At 68.1% G+C, this 19,057-nt stretch carries 20 protein-coding genes; 18 read left to right on the forward strand and 2 right to left on the reverse strand.

What is annotated here, in order from left to right; translation table 11 throughout:
* Window position 1: 1 nt before the first annotated feature.
* From ACZ5BH_RS10405 to radA, 18 genes are all read left to right on the forward strand, one after another.
* On the forward strand, window positions 2-127 hold the full coding sequence (locus ACZ5BH_RS10405) for a hypothetical protein (protein WP_464889197.1): 126 nt from the start codon (window positions 2-4) through the stop codon (window positions 125-127).
* Window positions 128-257: 130 nt separating this feature from the next.
* Window positions 258-1,805, forward strand: a complete 1,548-nt coding sequence (locus ACZ5BH_RS10410; RefSeq protein WP_464889198.1) for a 2-isopropylmalate synthase — start codon at window positions 258-260, stop codon at window positions 1,803-1,805.
* Between the two features lie 83 nt (window positions 1,806-1,888).
* Window positions 1,889-2,644, forward strand: a complete 756-nt coding sequence (locus ACZ5BH_RS10415; RefSeq protein ID WP_464889199.1) for a uracil-DNA glycosylase — start codon at window positions 1,889-1,891, stop codon at window positions 2,642-2,644.
* Window positions 2,641-3,111 carry a ribosomal protein S18-alanine N-acetyltransferase gene (gene rimI, locus ACZ5BH_RS10420; protein ID WP_464889200.1) on the forward strand — a complete coding sequence of 157 codons (471 nt, stop codon included), beginning with the start codon at window positions 2,641-2,643 and terminating at the stop codon, window positions 3,109-3,111. The genes ACZ5BH_RS10415 and rimI overlap by 4 nt, the downstream gene beginning before the upstream one ends.
* Window positions 3,108-3,908, forward strand: coding sequence for an inositol monophosphatase family protein (locus ACZ5BH_RS10425; protein ID WP_464889201.1), 801 nt, complete (start codon window positions 3,108-3,110; stop codon window positions 3,906-3,908). The genes rimI and ACZ5BH_RS10425 overlap by 4 nt, the downstream gene beginning before the upstream one ends.
* A gap of 354 nt (window positions 3,909-4,262) precedes the next feature.
* On the forward strand, window positions 4,263-5,843 hold the full coding sequence (locus ACZ5BH_RS10430) for a peptide chain release factor 3 (protein WP_464889202.1): 1,581 nt from the start codon (window positions 4,263-4,265) through the stop codon (window positions 5,841-5,843).
* Window positions 5,844-6,075: 232 nt separating this feature from the next.
* Window positions 6,076-6,807 carry a 6-phosphogluconolactonase gene (gene pgl / locus ACZ5BH_RS10435; protein WP_464889203.1) on the forward strand — a complete coding sequence of 244 codons (732 nt, stop codon included), beginning with the start codon at window positions 6,076-6,078 and terminating at the stop codon, window positions 6,805-6,807.
* A complete protein-coding gene (glk, locus tag ACZ5BH_RS10440) occupies window positions 6,804-7,766 on the forward strand; it encodes a glucokinase (RefSeq protein ID WP_464889204.1) in 963 nt (320 codons plus the stop codon). The genes pgl and glk overlap by 4 nt, the downstream gene beginning before the upstream one ends.
* A 36-nt stretch (window positions 7,767-7,802) precedes the next feature.
* Window positions 7,803-8,801 (forward strand): HlyD family secretion protein, encoded by a 999-nt coding sequence (locus ACZ5BH_RS10445; protein ID WP_464889205.1) that lies wholly within the window; start codon window positions 7,803-7,805, stop codon window positions 8,799-8,801.
* Between the two features lie 10 nt (window positions 8,802-8,811).
* Window positions 8,812-9,735, forward strand: a complete 924-nt coding sequence (locus ACZ5BH_RS10450; protein ID WP_464889206.1) for an ABC transporter ATP-binding protein — start codon at window positions 8,812-8,814, stop codon at window positions 9,733-9,735.
* On the forward strand, window positions 9,728-10,696 hold the full coding sequence (locus ACZ5BH_RS10455; protein WP_464889207.1) for an ABC transporter ATP-binding protein: 969 nt from the start codon (window positions 9,728-9,730) through the stop codon (window positions 10,694-10,696). The genes ACZ5BH_RS10450 and ACZ5BH_RS10455 overlap by 8 nt, the downstream gene beginning before the upstream one ends.
* The gene (locus tag ACZ5BH_RS10460) at window positions 10,693-11,796 is read left to right on the forward strand and encodes an ABC transporter permease (protein WP_464889208.1); all 1,104 of its coding nucleotides are present in this window, start codon (window positions 10,693-10,695) and stop codon (window positions 11,794-11,796) included. Before ACZ5BH_RS10455 ends, ACZ5BH_RS10460 begins: the two co-directional genes overlap by 4 nt.
* Window positions 11,793-12,869: an ABC transporter permease gene (locus tag ACZ5BH_RS10465; protein WP_464889209.1), complete on the forward strand. Its 1,077-nt coding sequence runs from the start codon at window positions 11,793-11,795 to the stop codon at window positions 12,867-12,869. Before ACZ5BH_RS10460 ends, ACZ5BH_RS10465 begins: the two co-directional genes overlap by 4 nt.
* 112 nt (window positions 12,870-12,981) lie before the next feature.
* Window positions 12,982-13,602, forward strand: a complete 621-nt coding sequence (locus tag ACZ5BH_RS10470; protein ID WP_464889210.1) for a class I SAM-dependent DNA methyltransferase — start codon at window positions 12,982-12,984, stop codon at window positions 13,600-13,602.
* Window positions 13,603-13,865: 263 nt separating this feature from the next.
* Window positions 13,866-14,138 (forward strand): hypothetical protein, encoded by a 273-nt coding sequence (locus tag ACZ5BH_RS10475; RefSeq protein ID WP_464889211.1) that lies wholly within the window; start codon window positions 13,866-13,868, stop codon window positions 14,136-14,138.
* A gap of 52 nt (window positions 14,139-14,190) precedes the next feature.
* Window positions 14,191-15,990 carry a S8 family serine peptidase gene (locus ACZ5BH_RS10480; RefSeq protein ID WP_464889212.1) on the forward strand — a complete coding sequence of 600 codons (1,800 nt, stop codon included), beginning with the start codon at window positions 14,191-14,193 and terminating at the stop codon, window positions 15,988-15,990.
* Window positions 15,991-16,118: 128 nt separating this feature from the next.
* Window positions 16,119-16,358, forward strand: a complete 240-nt coding sequence (locus tag ACZ5BH_RS10485) for a hypothetical protein (RefSeq protein ID WP_464889213.1) — start codon at window positions 16,119-16,121, stop codon at window positions 16,356-16,358.
* Between the two features lie 39 nt (window positions 16,359-16,397).
* The gene (gene radA, locus ACZ5BH_RS10490; protein ID WP_464889214.1) at window positions 16,398-17,765 is read left to right on the forward strand and encodes a DNA repair protein RadA; all 1,368 of its coding nucleotides are present in this window, start codon (window positions 16,398-16,400) and stop codon (window positions 17,763-17,765) included.
* Between the two features lie 154 nt (window positions 17,766-17,919).
* Here the strand turns inward: radA and ACZ5BH_RS10495 are convergent, their stop codons facing one another.
* Window positions 17,920-18,297, reverse strand: a complete 378-nt coding sequence (locus ACZ5BH_RS10495) for a PilZ domain-containing protein (protein ID WP_464889215.1) — start codon at window positions 18,295-18,297, stop codon at window positions 17,920-17,922.
* A 5-nt stretch (window positions 18,298-18,302) separates the two neighbouring features.
* Complete coding sequence (locus ACZ5BH_RS10500; RefSeq protein WP_464889216.1) at window positions 18,303-18,983, reverse strand: FHA domain-containing protein; 681 nt, start codon at window positions 18,981-18,983, stop codon at window positions 18,303-18,305.
* Between the last annotated feature and the right edge of the window lie 74 nt (window positions 18,984-19,057).

Raw genomic sequence — 19,057 nt, forward strand, 5'->3', positions numbered from 1 at the left:
GTTGGAACGAGTCCAAATCCATTTCGCCATGCGCCAGACCCGCCCCCAGTCCGATTCCCTCCGCCAGCCCGCCCGGGCCGGCCGGCTCGCGTCTGCGCTCCTGCTCGACCTGCGACTGCTGCCCTGAGGGGCAGCCGAACGACACCCCGCGCCAGGGTCACGGCGCAACCCAGACCACTGCCTGTTCCCCTCCCCAAGGGAGAGGATGAGATTTGTTCGAGGCCCGTGTCATAATCGGGTCCAGCGTGGAGAACACCATGACCGACAAACTGATCATTTTCGACACCACCCTGCGCGACGGCGAGCAGAGCCCCGGCGCGTCCATGACCCTCGACGAGAAAGTGCGCATCGCCAAGGCGCTGGAGAAGCTGCGCGTGGACGTGATCGAGGCCGGCTTTCCCATCGCCAGCCCCGGCGATTTCGAGGCCGTCAAGGCGGTGGCCGACGCCGTCCGGGACAGCACGGTCTGTGGCCTGGCCCGGGCGCTGGACAAGGACATCGAACGGGCCGGCGAGGCGCTTGCCGGCGCCAACTCGGGGCGCATCCACACCTTCATCGCCACCTCGCCCATCCACATGAAGATGAAGCTGCGCATGGAACCCGATCAGGTGGTGGAACAGGCGGTCAAGGCGGTGAAGAAAGCCCGCCAGTACACCGACAACGTGGAGTTCTCGCCGGAGGACGCCGGTCGCTCCGAGATCGACTTCCTGTGCCGGGTGCTGGAGGCGGTGATCGACGCCGGCGCCCGCACCGTCAACATTCCCGACACGGTGGGCTACAACGTGCCGGATCAGTTCGGCACGCTCATCCGCACCCTGCGCGAGAAGGTGCCCAATTCCGACCAGGCGGTCTTCTCGGTTCACTGCCACAACGATCTGGGCCTGGCCACCGCCAACTCCCTGTCGGCGGTCTTGAACGGCGCCCGCCAGGTGGAGTGCACCATCAACGGCCTGGGCGAGCGGGCCGGCAACGCCGCCCTGGAAGAAGTGGTCATGGCGGTGCGCACCCGCCGCGACATCTTCCCCTGCACCGTCGATCACATCGACACCACCCAGATCATGAACTGCTCGCGGCTGGTCTCGAGCATCACCGGTTTCCCGGTGCAGCCCAACAAGGCCATCGTCGGCGCCAATGCCTTCGCCCACGAATCGGGCATCCATCAGGATGGCGTGCTCAAGAGCCGCGAGACCTACGAGATCATGCGCGCCGAGGACATCGGCCTGACCACCAACAAGATGGTGCTGGGCAAGCATTCGGGGCGCAACGCCTTCCGCACCCGCCTCAAGGAACTGGGCATCGAGTTCCGCAGCGAGGCCGAGCTCAACGAGGCCTTCGCCCGCTTCAAGGAGCTGGCCGACAAGAAGCACGAGATCTACGACGAGGATCTGCAGGCCCTGGTCACCGAGACCAACCTGGAACTCGAGAACGAGCGGGTGAAGCTGGTCTCCCTCCACGTCTGCTCGGAAACCGGCGAGACGCCCGAGGCCCGGGTCACCCTGGAGTTCGACGGCCGGGAGCAGGAAAGCACCGCCACCGGTGGCGGCCCGGTGGACGCGGCCTTCAAGGCCATCGACAAGGTGGTGCAAAGCGGCACCGAGCTGCTGCTCTACTCGGTGAACAACATCACCACCGGCACCGACTCCCAGGGCGAGGTGACCGTGCGCCTGGAGAAGGGCGGGCGGATCGTCAACGGCCAGGGGGCCGACACCGACATCGTCATCGCCTCGGCCAAGGCCTACGTCAATGCCCTGAACAAGATCCTGGCGCCGGAAGAGCGGGCGCATCCGCAGACCGGTGACGTTTGACGGCAGCGGAAAGAGGCAAGTGGCAAGAGGAAAGGGATGGTCAGAAGCCAGCATGAAGCCGTCTCCCTGACTGGGCGGCAGGCATGAGTCTTTCGCCCCGACAGCGGGCCTGTCTCGATGCCATGGGTATCGAGGTGTGGGTGCGGCGGGATGTGCCGGTGGTGGAGGCCGTTGACGAGACGGTGGCGCCGGTGGATGCCGAACCGGCACCCGTTCCGGCGGAACCGGTGGTGGAGCCGGTGTCCCCCGCGGTTCCCGGCGGGGAGGTTGCCAGTCTCGACTGGGCCGCCCTCGAGGCGCGGGTCGCCGACTGTACCCTCTGTGATCTCCATGCCGGCCGCACGCAAGCGGTGTTCGGCGTCGGTCAGCGCGAGGCGCGGCTGATGTTCGTGGGCGAGGCCCCGGGCGCCGAGGAGGATCGCCAGGGCGAGCCCTTCGTCGGTCGGGCCGGCAAGCTGCTCGATGCCATGCTCCGGGCCATCGGGCGGGATCGCAATTCGGTCTACATCGCCAACATCCTCAAGTGCCGCCCGCCCAACAATCGCGATCCGAAGCCGGAGGAAGCGGCGGCCTGTACCCCCTACCTGTGGCGGCAGATCGCGCTGGTGCAGCCGGATCTGATCGTGGCCCTGGGGCGCATCGCCGCGCAGCGCCTGCTCGATACCTCCTCCAGCCTGGCGCGGCTGCGGGGCACGGTGCATGAACTGGCGCCCACCGGCACCCCCCTCATCGTCACCTACCATCCCGCCTACCTCCTGCGCTCGCCGGGCGAGAAGCGCAAGGCCTGGCAGGATCTCAAGTTCGCCCGCGATTTCGTGGCCCGCAGGTCGGCCTCATGAGCGCCGTGGTCGAACCGGACCGCTTCGGCGTGCGTCCCATGACGCCGGACGATCTGGATGCGGTGATGGCCATCGAGACCGCCATCTACGACTATCCCTGGACCCGGGGCATCTTCCGCGACTGCCTGCGGGTGGGCTACGACTGCCAGGTGTACGTGGAAGACGGCGAGCTGCTGGCCTACTGCGTGCTCTCCCTGGCCGTGCACGAGGCCCACGTGCTCACCGTCTGCGTGCATCCGGCCCGCCAGGGGCAGGGGCTTGGCCGCATGCTCATGAACATGATGATCCACAAGGCCCGCCGGGCCGGGGCCGAGACCATCCTGCTGGAGGTGCGGCCGTCCAACCGCCGCGCCATCGGGCTCTATCACAGCCTCGGCTTCAACGAGGTGGGCCTGCGGCCGGACTACTATCCGGCCCCCCGGGGACGCGAGGACGCCCTGGTCATGGCGCGCAGCCTGCGGGCATGAAGGCGGATCTCGAACGGCTGGTGCCATTGGTGCGCCGCGCCGCGCAGGAGGAGCTGCTGTCCCGCTTCCGCCGTGTCGCCTCCAGCCACAAGGCCGACGGCAGCCTCATCACCGAAGCCGACCTGGCCATGCAGAACCGGCTCCTCACCGAACTCGAGCGGCACTGGCCCGAGCGGCGCCTGCTCGGCGAGGAGATGTCGGCGGCCGAGCAGCAGGCGCTGCTGGAGAGCGGCGAGGCCGGCCTCTGGTGCCTCGATCCCCTCGACGGCACGCGCAACTTCGCCAGCGGCTTCCCGGTGTTCTCCGTCTCCCTGGCGCTCATCCGCGGCGGCGAGGTAGTGCTGGGCCTGGTGCTGGATCCGCTGCGTGACGAATGCTTCACTGCCGTGCAGGGCGAGGGCGCCTGGCTGAACGGCACGCCCCTGACACTGACCGGCGAGGACGGCGAACTGGCCGGCACGCTCGCCATCGCCGATCTCAAGCGCCTGCCGCCGTCGCTGGCCGCTCGCCTGGCCACCGCGCCGCCCTTTGCCTCCCAGCGCAGCATCGGTTCGGTGGCGCTCGACTGGTGCTGGCTGGCCACGGGCCGCGTGCAGCTCTACGTCCATGGCAGGCAGAACCTGTGGGACTACGCGGCCGGCCGCCTCGTGTTCGCCGAGGCCGGCGGCCACCACGGGACACTTGAAGATCGGGGGAGCGGTCCCGCCGATCTCGCACCCCGTTCGGCGGTGGGCGCGGTCGGTGCCGAACGGTACCGGCTGTGGCAGGAATGGTTGCGGAAGGCGGTCACCGTATAGGCGGAACCGGTGTCGCGTAACAACTCCCCAGCATGACCGATTGTTCGAAGCGGCTGAATAGTTGTTCCGAATGTTGGATCACTGCTTGCAGCAGGCACTAAGCCCGCATGGCTGGTAGGGTGTTTCGTGACCGTCGGCCGCAGGGATGCGGCCGTCGAGCCTACAGGGATGTATTTACGGCGGGTCACGAAACACCCTACCAGCCATGTGGGCGGCTCGGGGATTTGTATTCGCCAGATCGTGAGGGTGATTAGGAACAGCTGCCTGGTCGGACAGGGTTGTGCTTCCGCACCCGGTCGGCCTCGGATTCGGGTAGAATGGGCGACTTTTTCCAGAGACGTCACAGCCGTATCCATGTCCCAGTTCACCGACGAAATCCAGCGCCGCCGCACCTTCGCCATCATCTCCCACCCCGATGCCGGCAAGACCACCGTCACCGAGAAGCTGTTGCTGTTCGGGCGCGCCATCCAGCAGGCCGGCACGGTCAAGGGCCGCAAGGCGGATCGCCATGCCACCTCCGACTGGATGGCCCTGGAACAGCAGCGCGGCATCTCGGTGACCTCGGCGGTGATGCAGTTTCCCTACCGGGAGCGGATCATCAACCTGCTCGACACCCCCGGCCACGAGGATTTCTCCGAAGACACCTACCGGGTGCTTACCGCGGTGGACTCGGCGCTGATGGTCATCGACTGCGCCAAGGGCGTGGAGGAGCGCACCATCAAGCTGATGGACGTCTGCCGCCTGCGCGACACGCCCATCCTCACCTTCATCAACAAGCTCGACCGCGAGGGCCGCGACCCCATCGAGCTGATGGATGAAGTGGAAGAGGTGCTCGACATCCAGTGCGCGCCGATCACCTGGCCCATCGGCATGGGCAAGCGTTTCAAGGGCGTGTTCCACCTGCACGACGACAAGGTGCACCTGTTCAGCCCCACCCACGGTGGCGGCATTCAGGAAGGCGAGGTCATCGAGGGGCTCGACAACCCGGCCCTCGACGACCACCTGGGGGCCATGGCCGACGAGCTGCGCGAGGAGATCGAACTGGTGCGCGGCGCCAGCCACGAATTCGATCTCGAAGCATTCCTGGCCGGAAAACAGACGCCGGTGTTCTTCGGCTCGGCCATCAACAACTTCGGCATCCAGGAACTGCTCGACACCTTCGTCGAAGTGGCGCCGCCGCCCCAGCCGCGGGCCACGCTCAGCCGCCAGGTGGCGCCGGACGAGCCGACGTTCTCCGGCTTCGTGTTCAAGATCCAGGCGAACATGGATCCCCAGCACCGGGACCGGGTGGCCTTCCTGCGCATCGTCTCCGGGCGCTACGAGAAGGGCATGAAGATGCGCCAGGTGCGCCTGGGCAAGGACGTGCGGGTGGCCAACGCCATCACCTTCATGGCCGCCGACCGCGAACACGTGGAGGAGGCCTATGCCGGCGACATCATCGGCCTGCACAACCACGGCACCATCCAGATCGGCGACACCTTCACCCAGGGCGAGGATCTCAAGTTCACCGGCATCCCCAACTTCGCCCCGGAACTGTTCCGCCGCGTGCGCCTGCGCGATCCGCTGAAGATGAAGGCCCTGCAGAAGGGGCTCGATCAGCTCAGCGAGGAGGGCGCCACTCAGGTCTTCCGGCCACTGGATCGCAACGACGTGATCGTGGGCGCCGTGGGCGTGCTGCAATTCGACGTGGTGGCCTTCCGCCTCAAGCACGAATACGGCGTGGAATGCAGCTTCGAGAACGTCAACGTCCAGACCGCCCGCTGGGTGACCTGCGACGACGAGAAGAAACTGGCCGAGTTCCGCAAGAAGGCCAGCGACAACCTCGCCCTCGACGCCGGTGGCAGCCTCACCTACCTGGCCCCCACCCGGGTCAACCTGCAACTCACCGAGGAACGCTGGCCGGAGATTACCTTCCACGCCACCCGCGAACACTGAGCGCGAAGCGCTCAGTGTTCGCGGGTGGGCCGAGTGGAAAGGTTTTTGTAAAATTACTGATCCAAAAACCCTGTCATCACGCTGTTGTCTGTACACAGCCCTTGAGACCGGTGAGGCGTTTCGTGACCGTCGGTCGCAGGGATGTATTCACGGCGTGTCACGAAACGTCTCACCGGTCTCAAGGGTGTGCCAGCATCTGGCACGATGCGCCAGCATCTGGCACGATGCGTTCATGACCGATCGCATCCACTGCTTCCCCGAACCCGAAGCCCTGGTCCAGGCGGCGGTGGCCGATTTCCTGGCCCTGCTCGACGCCTGTGAAGGGGAATGCCACGTCGCCCTGGCCGGGGGCAACACGCCTCGGCGGTTCTACGCCGCGCTGGCGCAGGCCGGGGCGGGGCGGGACTGGTCGGCGGTGCATTTCTGGTTCGGCGACGAGCGGGCGGTGCCGCCCGATCATCCCGACAGCAACTTCCGCATGGCCCGTGAAACCCTGTTCACGCCGCTGGGGATCGCCGCCGGCCGGATCCATCCCATGCCGATCCCGGATCCCGTGCTGCCCGTGTCGCTGGACGCCGCCGCCCGTGACTACGAAGCCGAGCTGCGCCGGCACCTGCCGGGGACGGACGACGGCTGGCCCCGTTTCGACCTGGTTCTGCTGGGCATGGGCGAAGACGGTCACACTGCATCCCTGTTTCCCGGCACCGCGGCGCTCGACGAAACGCGTCGCGCGGTGGTGCCCGTGCACGTGGCCAACCGCAACGCCTGGCGGCTCACGCTCACCCTGCCGGTCCTCAATGCCGCAACTCATGTGTGGGTGATGGTCACGGGCGCCGCCAAGGCGCCGGCCCTGCGGCGGGCCCGCTCCCGCCTCGATCCGCCGCTGCCCATTCAGCGGGTGCAACCGCCCGGCGGGCGCGACTGGTTCGTGGATGCCGCCGCCATGGGAGGCGCCTGCCCGTGATCTTCCTGGCCGGCGACATCGGGGGCACCCACACCCGCCTGTTGCTCGGCGAGGTCCGCAAGGGAGGCTGGCAGACGCTGGCGCGGGCCGACTATCCCTCCGACCAGTTCGCGACCTTCGATGATCTCCTGCGCCTGTTCCTCGAGACCGGCCGCTTTCGGCCGGTGAGCATGGTGCTGGCCGTGGCCGGTCCCGTGCGCCATGGCCGGGTCAAGGTCACCAACCTGCCCTGGACGCTGGACGCCCTGGAACTGGCGCGGCAGCACGCGCTGGAAGACGTGATCCTGCTCAACGACTTCGAGGCCCAGGGCCATGCGCTGCCCCTGCTGGGCGCGGAGGACGTGGTGACGCTCCAGGCGGGCGAGCCGGACCCGGACGGCGTGCGGGCCCTGATCGGCGCCGGCACCGGCCTCGGCATGGCCCAGGTCGTGCCCTGCGCCGGCGGCTGGCGGGTGATTCCGGGGGAGGGCGGGCACGTCGATTTCGCGCCCCGCAACGAGGCGGAACTGGATCTCTGGCGCCACGTGCGCAAGGAACTGGGACGGGCCAGCGTGGAGAGCCTGCTCTCGGGGCCCGGCATCGAGCGCATCCACCGCTACCTGTGCCAGCGCGACGGGGTGGCGACCTCCGAAGCCGGCACGGCGCAGATCAGCCAGGTGGCGCTGGCCGAACCGGGCAGCCGCGAACGGCAGACCCTGCGCCTGTTCGTGCACCTCTACGGCGCCGTGGCCGGCAACCTGGCCCTGCTGGATCTGCCCCGGGGCGGGCTGTACCTGGGCGGCGGCATCGCGCCGAAGATCCTGCCGCTGCTGCAGGCGGAAGGCTTTCTCGAGGCCTTTCTCGACAAGGCGCCCATGGGCGAGCTGCTGAAGACCATTCCGGTGCAGGTGGTGGCCAACGAGGCGCTGGGCCTGCTCGGCGCCGCCGAAGTGGCCGTGCAACTGGCCGAAGGGCGCTGAACGCGCCGCCGGTAACGCGAGGCGAGGAAACGCATCATGAAAAAACCGCTGCAGCGCAGACTGCGCATCCTGATCCCCGTGCTGTTGCTGGCCCTGGCGGCAGCCGCCGCCTGGCAGTGGCGCCAGCGGCAGGCGGCGCCTGCAAGCCAACTGATCCTCTCCGGGACCGTCGAGGCCCGGCAGGTGCGTCCGGCCTTCATGGTGGCGGGCCGGATCCGCAAGCTGCACGTGGACGAGGGCCTGGCCGTGGAGCCGGGCCAGTTGCTGGCCGAGCTGGACGACCGGGACTACCGCCTGGCCCTGCAGCAGGCGGCTTCCCGGCGCGATGCGGCCGCCGCGGCCCTGGCCCGGCTCGAGGCCGGCAGCCGGCCCGAGGAGATCCGCGCCGCCGAGGCGGCCCTGGCGGAAGCCCAGGCACGCCTGGCCTACACGGTCACCGAGGTGAAACGGCTGCAGAAACTGGTGCCCAGGGGGCTGGCCAGCCAGGATCTGCTGGATCGGGCGCGCATGGAGCGGGAGGCCGCGCGTGCCGCCCGCGACCGGGCCAGCCAGACCCTGCGCCTGCTGCAGATCGGGCCGCGTCAGGAAGACATCGATCAGGCCCGGGCCGAACTGGCCGCCGCCACCGCCGCCCTGCACGAGGCGCAGCGCCAGCTCGATTACACCAGGTTGCGCTCGCCGCTGGCGGGCATCGTCAGCGTGCGCCTGGCCGAGGCCGGCAACGTGGTCGCCACCGGCATGCCGATCTTTGAGATCGACGGCCTCCATCAGCCCTGGATCCGGGCCTGGCTCAACGAGCCCGATCTGCCGCGGGTGAAGCTGGGCCAGAAGGTGACCGTTCGCGCCGACGGCCTCGACACGCCCCTCGAGGGAACGCTCGCCTTCATCTCGCCGCGGGCCGAGTTCACGCCCAAGACCGTCGAGACCCGGGCCCTGAGGGTGGATCTGGTCTATCGCATCAAGGTCGATGTGGCCAATCCCGAGGGCCGGCTGAAGCTGGGCATGCCGGTCGATCTGATCCTGGATACCCACTGAGGCGCCGGCTGTGGCCGAACTGCGGATCCACCTGCGCGACGTGGCCTTCGCCTGGGGCGAGGTGCCGGTGCTGCGGGGTGTGAGCCTGGAAGTGGCCGCTGGTGAGATCGTCGGGCTGGTGGGCGCCGACGGCGCGGGCAAGAGCACCCTGCTGCGAATCGCCGTCGGCCAGCTCGAGCCGGCCTCGGGCACGGTTCGGGTGCTGGGCCGCAGCCATGCCGATCCGGCCCTGCGCGCCCGGCTGGCCTACATGCCCCAGGGGTTCGGGCTCTATCCCGATCTCTCGGTGCAGGAGAATCTCGAGTTCTTCGCCGATCTGCACGGCCTGCCGGCGGCGACCACCGCCGCGCGGATCGGCGATCTGCTGGCCCGCACGGGCATGGCGGCGTTTCGCGGGCGACGCGCCGGCAAGCTCTCCGGCGGTATGATGCAGAAGCTGGCCCTGGCCTGCGCGCTGATCAGCGAACCGCAGGCCATGTTTCTCGACGAGCCGACCACCGGCGTGGATCCCGTCTCCCGGCGGGCCTTCTGGCAGCTGCTGAGCGGCGTGCGGGCCGAAGGGGTGGCGATTCTCTATGCCACCGCCAATCTCGATGAGGCCGAGCGTTGTGATCGGGTGGCCATGCTCGACGAGGGGCGCATCGTGCGTGAGGGTACGCCCCTGGAACTGGCGCGGGTGGAAGGCCGGCGGGAGCGGGTGGTCAGCGGGCCGGGCGTGCGCGAGGCCCTGCCGGCCCTGCGCCAATTGCCGGGGATTGAGCTGGTGTTTCCCCGCGGCCGCACGGCCACCCTCTGGGTAATGGACGACGTCTCCGACGGCGCATTGCGCCAGGCGCTGCAGGCAATCGATCCGGAACTGACGCTGCGCGAACGGCTGCCGGATCTGCAGGAGACCATCCTGCGGCAACTGGCACTGGAGGCGGTCCGTGGCTGAAGCGGCAAGCCGGCCGGCCGCCGAGGCGGTCATCACCGCCACCGGGCTGGTCCGCCGCTTCGGCGAATTCACCGCCGTGGACCACGTGCACGTGAGCGTGGCGGCCGGCGAAGTGTTCGGCCTGCTCGGCGCCAACGGCGCCGGCAAGACCACCACGATCCGCATGCTCTGCGGCCTGCTGCCGCCCAGCGCCGGGCACATCCGCCTGGCCGACGTGGACATGGTCCGCCATCCGCGCCGGGCCCGTGGCCGGCTGGGCTACGTGACCCAGCACTTCGCCCTGTATGGCGAACTCTCGGTGTGCGAGAATCTCGCGCTGCAGGCCGGGCTCTACGGCCTGCCGCTGGGCCGGGCCCGGGAGCGTATCGCCTGGGCCCTGCAGCATCTGGATCTGGAACACTTGGCCGATCACAAGGCCCGCGCCCTGCCGCTGGGGCATCGCCGGCGGCTGGATCTGGCCGCGGCCCTGCTGCACGAACCGCGCATCCTGTTCCTCGACGAGCCCACCTCGGGCGTCGATCCGCTCGCCCGGCAACGGTTCTGGGAGCTGATCTACGCCCTGGCCGCTTCCGGCATCGCCATCCTGATCACCACCCACTACATGGACGAGGCCACCTACTGCGATCGCCTGGCCCTGATGCACGCCGGGCGGATCATCGCCGAGGGCAGCCCCGACGACCTGCTGGCCCGGCCGCTGCCCACGCCCCTGCTGGAGGTGCGCGGGGAGGGCTGCGCCGCCTGCAGCCGCTGGCTGGCCGACTGGCCCGAGGTGCTGGAGATCATTCCCCACGCGGGCTATCTGCGCCTGCGCCTGCGGCCGGGCGCCGATCCCCAGGCGGTGATCCGCCGCCTGCAGGAGGAAGCCGCGCGGCGGGGCCAGCGGGTGGCGTCGGCCGAACCGGTGGCGCCCGATCTCGAGGATGTCTTCGTCACCCTGCTGGAACAGGATGCCTTGGCATGAATCTGCAGCATGTCCGGGCCATGGCCCGCAAGGAATGGTGGCACCTGTTGCGCGATCCGCGCAGCCTGGCCCTGATGCTGCTGATGCCCACCATGCTGCTGTTTCTGTTCGGCTACGCCATCCGGCTCGACATCAGCCAGGCGCCGGTCGCCGCGCTCGATCTTTCCCGCAGCGCCGAAAGCCGGCAACTGCTGGCCCGCTTCGATGCCAGTCATGCCTTCTCCCTGGTGCGGACTCATGACAGCCGCCGGGCGCTGCGCGAGGCGCTCCAGCGTGGCGAGGTGTGGGGCGCGCTGATCGTGCCGCAGGACTATGCCCGCCGTCTGCAGGAAGGCCGGGCCCGGGTGCAGTTGCTGCTCGACGGCGTGGATGCCAACACCGCCCGCCTGGTGCGCAACTACGCGCTGTTGATCCTGCAAACTCTGGGTGAGGAACTGGGCGACAGCCCCGCCCTGGCGATCCGCGATCGGGTCTACTACAACGAAACCCGGGAGAGCCGTCTGGCCATCGTGCCCGGCGTGATCGCGCTGCTGATGGCCGTGATCGGCGCCCTGATGACCTCACTGACCATCGCCCGGGAGATGGAACTGGGCAATCTGGTGATGCTGCGCACCACGCCGCTGACCCGGGGGGAATTCCTGATTGGCAAGCTGGTGCCCTATTTCGTGCTGGGCATGCTCGACCTGGCCGTGGCCACCGCGGCGGCAGTCTGGATCTTCGACGTGCCCTTGCGTGGCAGCCTGGTGGAACTGGTCGGGGTGTCCGCCGTCTTTCTGCTGGTGGTGATGCTCCAGGGCGCGCTTATCTCCATCCTCGCCGGCAACCAGTTGCTGGCCAGCCAGATTTCGCTGGTCCAGACGTTTCTGCCCGCCTTCCTGCTCTCGGGGTTCGTATTCGCCATCGAGAACATGCCGGCCGTTCTGCAATACGTGACCTATCTCGTCCCGGCGCGTTACTACGTCACCCTGTCCAAGGCCATCTTCCTCAAGGGGCTGACTCCCCTGGCGCTGTGGAGTGTGACCCTGCCCCTGTTGCTGATGCTGCTGGCCCTGCTGGTCCTGGTCCGGCGGCGCGCCCGCAAGCTGAGATTGCTGCCATGAGCGGTTCGCTGGCCGTCGGCCTGCGTCGCCTGGGTGCCCTGCTGCGCAAGGAGTTCCTGTTGCTGCTGCGGGATCCGCGCATGCGTTTCTTCGTCGTCGTGCCGCCGCTGATCCAGTTGATCATCTTCGGTTACGCCGCCACCTATGACGTGCGCCATGCCGACATCGGCCTGGTGGATCAGGCCGCCAGCCGCGAAAGCCGCTCCCTGGTGGCCGCCATCTACGGCACCGGACACTACCGGCTACAGCGCCATGCCGACATGGCGGCGGCCGAAGCGGCCCTGGCGCTCGGCCGGATCCGGGCCATCATCCGCTTCGCCCCGGATTTCACCCGTAGCCGACGCGTGCAGATCGTGGTCGATGGCACCGACTCGAACAGCGCCCAGGTCATCCTCGGCCAGCTGAACCGGGCCCTGCAGCAGGCGGCCACCGCCCAGCCGCCCCGGATCGAGCTGGTGGAGCGCAACTGGTTCAATCCGAACCTCGAGGACCGCTGGTACTTCATCCCCGGGATCATGGCCAACGTCATCCTCATCGCCACCTTGATCCTCACGGCCATGAGCGTGGTTCGCGAGCGCGAGCTGGGCACCCTCGAGCGGCTCATGGTCACGCCCCTGGGCCGCCTGGAATTCGTCATCGGCAAGCTCCTGCCGGTGGCCCTGATCGGCCTGTTCGACGTGCTGCTGATCATGGCGCTTGCCACGCTCTGGTTCGAGATTCCCTTCCGCGGCAGTTTTCCGGCCCTGCTCGTCAGTTCCCTGCTCTACCTGCTCAGCTCCCTGGGCATCGGCCTGCTCATCTCTACCTACGCCAGCACCCAGCAACAGGCCATGCTCCTGGCCTTCTTCGTGATCATGCCCCTGGTGATCCTCTCCGGTTTCGCCTTCCCCATCGCCAACATGCCCCGGGCCGTCCAGTGGCTCACCTGGCTCGACCCGCTGCGCTACTACCTCGTCGTCGTCCGGGATCTGTTCCTCAAGGGCAGTGGCCTGTTCGACCACGGTTTCGAATACGCCATGATGACCCTGCTCGGTCTCGCCAGCATGGGACTGAGCATGCTGCGCATGCGCTGATGCGTGGAAGCGAGGGGCGCGGGCGCGTGGTACGATCCCCTACTTTCTATCGGCATCGGTTCCGGCAGCCATGGCCTGTCCGGGTGCGGTGAAATCACTTGAGGAGTGGATTGTGGAAGAACAACCCAAACGCGATCTGTTCAGCGAAAAGGCGCAGGACTGGGACGGGAACGAACTGGTGCGGGAACTTTCCGCGGCCATCGGCGGGGCGATCCTGCAACAGGTGCCCTTCGACGCGCAGATGACGATTCTGGACTTCGGCGCCGGCACCGGCCTCATCAGCGCCCAACTGGCGCCAAGGGTGGGCCGGATCGTGGCCGTCGACACTTCCCAGGCCATGCTCGAGCGCCTCGCCGCCAAGCCCGAACTGCAGGGCAAGGTCGAAGCCGTGTGCCAGGACATCACCCAGGCGGGGCTGGATCGCCGTTTCGACCGCATCGTCAGCGCCATGGCCATGCACCACGTGGCGGATACGGATCGCCTGATCGGGACCTTCGCCGAGCACCTCGTGCCGGGCGGCCTGCTGGCGGTGGCGGATCTCGACACGGAAGACGGCACTTTCCATCCCGAAGACGCCCAGGGCGTGCACCATCACGGCTTCGACCGGGATGCCCTGGCCCGCATTCTCGAGCGCCACGGCTTCGAGGACATCCGCTTCGTCACCGCTCACACGGTGAACAAGGAAGGCCGGGCGTATCCGGTGTTTCTGGTCACGGCCAGGAAGGGCGAATAGCACGGCCTTTCCCGGCGAAAATCGTGCGAGGCGGTTCACATTTTGGCTCAGCGCCCGGCTGGGGAGGCTGCAGCAGGGGCGTGAACGGCCGATAATGGCGGAAAAGACCATGCCGCGGTGCCGTTACGGGCGCTGTGGCCTGTCAGGAGAGATGCCAGCCCATGTTCGCAATGTTTCCGGCAAGGTGGGGCGCCTTGCTGAGTGCCGCTTTGCTTGCCGCGTGTAGCGGGGGCGCATCGGACGCCCCGGCGACGATTGGCCAGGTGGAACTGCGCTGGACGCCCAGCCGCGCCAGCGGCGTCAATGCCGCCGGGGGCGGTTACCGGGTGTACTGGAGCACCACGTCAGGTTTCGCCCCAGGGGATCCCGGCGTCCAATCGCTCGACGTGCCCTGGCCGGGCAGCGGGCAGACCCCTGCCACGGCGAGCCTCACGCTGAGCAGCGGCAACTACTATTTCAAGGTCGTGGCCTATGCGGCCACCGGCGGCGGGATTGAAAGCGCGCCCTCCGCCGAGGTCGCGCTTGCCGTGCGTTGAGAAAGCCATGCCGCGTTCGAGCTTCTTCCTCCTTTGCCTTTGGACCAGCGCCGTGCTCCTGCCCGCGCACGCCGGCGTGCCGCGAAGCGGACCAGGCCAGCTGCCCGGTGAATACGTGCCCGGCGAGCTGCTGGTGAAGTTCCGCGCGCCGGCCCGGGCCGCGGCCACGGTGCAGGGCCTGCAGATGCAGACCCTCCCCTCGGGGCTGCAGCGGGTGCGCCTGCGCCCGGACGAGACGGTGGCCGGCATGATGCAGGCGCTGGCGGCCGATCCCAACGTGGCCCACGTGCAGCCCAACTACCTCTACCGGGCCACGGCCCTCCCCAACGATCCCGATTTCGGCCAGCTCTGGGGGCTCAACAACACCGGCCAGGCCATCACCAACGCCAGTTATGGCGCCAACCCCGGTACCATCGATCGGGACGTGGATGCCGTCGAGGCCTGGGACATCAATACCGACTGCCAGGCGGCCGTGGTGGCGGTGCTCGACACCGGCATCGACTACACCCACCCCGATCTCGCCGGCAATTTCTGGGACGGCGGCGCCACCTGGCCCAACCACGGCTGGGACTTCGTGGGGACGGGCGACAATGATCCGGCTCCGGTGGGCGGTGGCGAGCATCACGGCACCCACGTGGCCGGCATCATCGCCGCCCTGGGCAACAACGCCCGGGGCACCACCGGCGTGTGCTGGCGGGCCCGGCTGATGGCCGTGCGGGTGCTCGATGCGCAGGGTTTCGGCAACTCGGCCGACATCATTGAAGGCATCGACTTTGCCGTCAGCCAGGGCGCGAAGGTCATCAACATGAGCCTGGCTGGCGAGCATGCGTACGACCAGTTCACTGCAGACGCCATCGAACGGGCCCGCCAGGCCGGCGTCCTGGTGGTGACGGCCGCCGGGAATGGCGGGGTGGACGGCGTGGGTGACGACGTGCAGGTTGGGGATGACGGTTATGGAACCGCTACACGAATCTACCCCTGCGCTTATCCTCACGAAAACGTGCTCTGCGTGGCGGCGCTCGATCAGAATCACGATCTGGCCACCTTCTCCAACTATGGCACCAGTGGCGTGGACCTCGGTGCCCCCGGCACCAACATCCTGGCCACCCTGCCGGGGCGGGAACTGGCGGATAACTTTTCCGGCTGGGCTGTCACCGGCGGCTGGACCAGCCTGGCCTGTACGACTGCCTATGGCATCTTGAACATGCTCGTGAATCCTTCCGACTGGTGTGTGACCAATCCCGGCGACTATGCGGCAAACGCCGATGACGTGGCTTACAAAACCTTCGATCTGTCCGCGGCCAGTGCGGCTGCGGTGAATTTTTATGTCTTCATGGACGTGGCCAGCGGTGATGGCTTCAGCGTTGCCGGAGATTCCAGTGGTAACGATCCTTTCGCAGGGACCGGAACTCTCCTGTTGGGGCCATTGGCTGGCAGCAGTATACAACCTTTGCCCTATTCAGTACCCACGCCATATTCGGTTGATCTGAACGGTTGCCTCACCAGCACCTGCGCACTGGGTTTCCGCCTGAAAGAGAATGGCGATGCGATTACGGCCAAGGGCGTGGGTCTCGCGGGGTTGCGGATCCTCACCCTCGAGCCCGGCAGCGACCTCTATGGCCTGTACAACGGCACCTCCATGGCCGCGCCCATGGTCGCCGGCATCGCCGCCCTGGTGCGGGCCTTCAATCCCGACTATACCGTGGCCGACACCACCGAGGCGCTGATCGCCGGCGGCGATCCGGCGGTGGGCACCTTCGTCGGCAAGTCGGAGAACGATCGCAGCGCCAATGCCAACGGCGCCCTGCGCTATCTGGCGCCGCCGGCGAACGTGACCGTGAGCGTGCGCTGATGGGACGCGCCGGGATCCTCGTCGCCCTGCTGCTGCCTCTGCTCGTGGCCTGCGGCAACGGCCGGCCTCCGGGGAACGGGGCCGGGTGGCCGCCAGCCGCCGAGGCCCCGGCCCCGACCGGGGATCGCATGCCCGGCGAATACCTGGTGCTCGCCGATCCGGCGCTGGATGCCGACGCGCTGCGCGCGCGGCTGGCCCCTTACGCCGTGCGTGCGATCAGGCCGCTTGGCCCCGGCCGCTGGCAGGTGCGCCTGGAGCCCGATCCGGGCCCGGCCGCGTTTGCCGGCGCGCTGCCCGAGGGCCTCCTGCGCATCCAGCCCAACTACCGCTACCGGACCCAGCCCGCCGTCCCCCTTCGGGCCGAATGATGGGGTAAGATTCGGGCTTTCTCCGTCACGGACATCGCCATGGCCAGGGCCAAGGTTCTCTACAGTTGCAGCGCCTGCGGCGCCACCTCGCCCAAGTGGATGGGCCAGTGCGGCGACTGCGGCGCCTGGAACACCCTCAGCGAAGTCGCGCCCGCCGCGCCGGTCGGCCGGGGCGGGCGCTTCGGCGGCTTCGCCGGCAGCGCCGGGGCCCAGCCGGTGCAACGCCTGGCCGAGGTCTCGCCCGAGGACGTGGCGCGCACGCCCACCGGGATCGGCGAATTCGACCGGGTGCTCGGCGGTGGCCTGGTGCCGGGCTCGGTGGTGTTGATCGGCGGCGATCCGGGGATCGGCAAGTCCACCCTGCTGCTGCAGACCCTGGTGGGCATGGGCCGGGACGGGCGGGCCCTGTACGTCACCGGCGAGGAATCCCTGCAGCAGGTCAGCCTGCGCGCCCACCGTCTGGGGCTGGCGGCCAGCGACATCCGCCTGCTGAGCGAGACCCGGGTGGAGAACATCCTGGCCACGGCGGCGAAGGAGCGCCCGGAGGTGATGGTGGTGGATTCCATCCAGACCGTCTACACCGAGGAACTTCAGTCGGCCCCGGGAGCGGTGGCCCAGGTGCGCGAATCGGCGGCCCAGCTCGTGCGCCATGCCAAGCAGACCGGCGTGGCCCTGTTCCTGGTGGGCCATGTGACCAAGGAGGGCACCCTGGCCGGCCCGCGGGTGCTGGAGCACATGGTGGACACGGTGCTCTACTTCGAGGGCGATTCCGGCAGCCGCTACCGGCTGATCCGCGCCTTCAAGAACCGCTTCGGCGCGGTCAACGAACTGGGCGTGTTCGCCATGACCGACCGCGGCCTGCGGGAGGTGAGCAATCCCTCCGCCATCTTTCTCTCCCGCCACGACGAGCCGGTGCCGGGCTCGGTGGTGATGGTGACCCTGGAAGGTAGCCGGCCCCTGCTGGTGGAGGTCCAGGCCCTGGTGGACGAAAGCCACCTGGGCAATCCCCGCCGGATCAGCACCGGCCTGGAGCACAACCGCCTGGCCATGCTGCTGGCCGTGCTGCACCGCCACGGCGGCGTGGCCACCTTCGATCAGGACGTGTTCGTCAACGTGGTGGGCGGCGTGCGGGTGACCGAGACCGGCGCCGATCTGGCCATGGTGCTGGCCATGATGTCTTCCCTGCGCAACCGCACCCTGCCGCAGGATCTGGTGGTGTTCGGCGAAGTGGGCCTGGCCGGCGAGATCCGCCCCGTGCCCTCCGGCCAGGAACGCCTCCACGAGGCCGCCAAGCACGGCTTCAAACGCGCCATCGTGCCGAAGGCCAACGCTCCCCGCCAGCCCATCGAGGGATTGCAGGTCACGCCGGTCACGCGCCTGCACGAGGCGTTGTCGGCGGTGGCGTAGGAGAGGAGAACCTTCAACGCAAAGCGGTTGTTTGCGCGTTTGGCCGGAATGTAGGTCGGGCTTTAGCCCGACATGGCCATGTACGTCTGCCGTTGTCCGCCATGACCATGTTTGTCGGCCTGAAGGCCGACCTACAGTGCCTCGGTCTTGAAAATCACCCCCCTGAATGAATCAGCTCCGCCAGCTCCCGTTCCAGGATCGCCGGATCGCCCAGGTTGAGTTCCACCAGCCGGTGCAGGTGGGTGGCGGTGTCGAGATCCATGTGTTCGCAGTGGAAGCCGACGCGATCCGTTTCCATGTGGGCCACGGTCACTTCCATGTGCAGCACCACCGCGTCGCCGGCCAGGTGCAGTTCCAACTGCCAGGGATGGCCGGCCTCGGTGAGCCAGTTGGCCGGGCGGGTGGTGAGGGCGCCCTTGAGGCACACGTCGATCAGGCGGGCCGCGTAGCGCCGGCCGCTGGCCGGGTCGATGAGCACCGCCTCGGCGTCGAAGGGGATGCGGGTGAAATGGCGGTGTTCCTCGAAGGGCATGGTCGTCAGTCCAGGAAGAATTGCATCTGCACGTTGCCGATGGTGATGATGTCGCCGTCGTTGAGCTTCACGCTGTGCTCGCCGATGGGCCGGTCGCCCACCAGGGGGCATTTCTCGCCTTCCAGGTGGGAGAGGAAATAGCCGTCCTTGCGCCGGGTGACCACCGCAGTGGCCACGCCGGGCTTGCCGAGATTGGTCATGGAGCGGTTGAGGCTCAGGGTCTTGCCCAGGTTCTGGCCGGTGAGGATCTGCAGCCAGGCGCGCCGCTTGCCTTCGGGCACCTCGGCGGGCGCGGCCGCGGCCGGCGCGGGTTCGGCGGCCGGCGGGGCATCGCTGGCGTGGGGGATCTCCCCGGCCAGATCGATCTCCATGGTCAGGGTCTCTTCGTCGGGCAGCGGCGGTTCGTACTTGAAGCTCAGGGTGTGCTTGCCCACCCGGATCACGTCGCCGTCCTTGAGCATGTGCTTGGTGATCCGCGCGTTGTTGACGAAGGTGCCGCCTTCGCTGTCCAGATCCACCAGGACGGAGGTGTCGTCCTGGGTGTCGATGCGGGCGTGTCTCGGCTGCAGCGCCAGGCTGTCGATGTGGATGGTGCACTCGGGATCATTGCCGATGGTCATGCTGCCGGCGAGGACGGGATAGACGCGCAGCACGGTACCTTTGAAGGAAAGGGTCAGCTTCGACAATGGGCTCGCTCCAGAAAACTCTTTATATATCGGTAGATTATAGACGTGATGTCAAGTGCCGTGGCAACTTTTCC

The organism is Thioprofundum lithotrophicum, from assembly GCF_055387065.1.

Excerpts from the sequence above, each read along its gene's own strand:
- rimI (WP_464889200.1), top strand. The coding sequence starts at position 2,641 with ATGAGCGCCGTGGTCGAACCGGACCGCTTCGGCGTGCGTCCCATGACG.
- ACZ5BH_RS10495 (WP_464889215.1), bottom strand. The coding sequence starts at position 18,297 with ATGCCCTTCGAGGAACACCGCCATTTCACCCGCATCCCCTTCGACGCC.
- ACZ5BH_RS10465 (WP_464889209.1), top strand. The coding sequence starts at position 11,793 with ATGAGCGGTTCGCTGGCCGTCGGCCTGCGTCGCCTGGGTGCCCTGCTG.
- ACZ5BH_RS10430 (WP_464889202.1), top strand. The coding sequence starts at position 4,263 with ATGTCCCAGTTCACCGACGAAATCCAGCGCCGCCGCACCTTCGCCATC.
- ACZ5BH_RS10460 (WP_464889208.1), top strand. The coding sequence starts at position 10,693 with ATGAATCTGCAGCATGTCCGGGCCATGGCCCGCAAGGAATGGTGGCAC.
- ACZ5BH_RS10485 (WP_464889213.1), top strand. The coding sequence starts at position 16,119 with ATGCCCGGCGAATACCTGGTGCTCGCCGATCCGGCGCTGGATGCCGAC.
- pgl (WP_464889203.1), top strand. The coding sequence starts at position 6,076 with ATGACCGATCGCATCCACTGCTTCCCCGAACCCGAAGCCCTGGTCCAG.
- ACZ5BH_RS10410 (WP_464889198.1), top strand. The coding sequence starts at position 258 with ATGACCGACAAACTGATCATTTTCGACACCACCCTGCGCGACGGCGAG.
- ACZ5BH_RS10415 (WP_464889199.1), top strand. The coding sequence starts at position 1,889 with ATGAGTCTTTCGCCCCGACAGCGGGCCTGTCTCGATGCCATGGGTATC.
- radA (WP_464889214.1), top strand. The coding sequence starts at position 16,398 with ATGGCCAGGGCCAAGGTTCTCTACAGTTGCAGCGCCTGCGGCGCCACC.
- ACZ5BH_RS10445 (WP_464889205.1), top strand. The coding sequence starts at position 7,803 with ATGAAAAAACCGCTGCAGCGCAGACTGCGCATCCTGATCCCCGTGCTG.
- ACZ5BH_RS10425 (WP_464889201.1), top strand. The coding sequence starts at position 3,108 with ATGAAGGCGGATCTCGAACGGCTGGTGCCATTGGTGCGCCGCGCCGCG.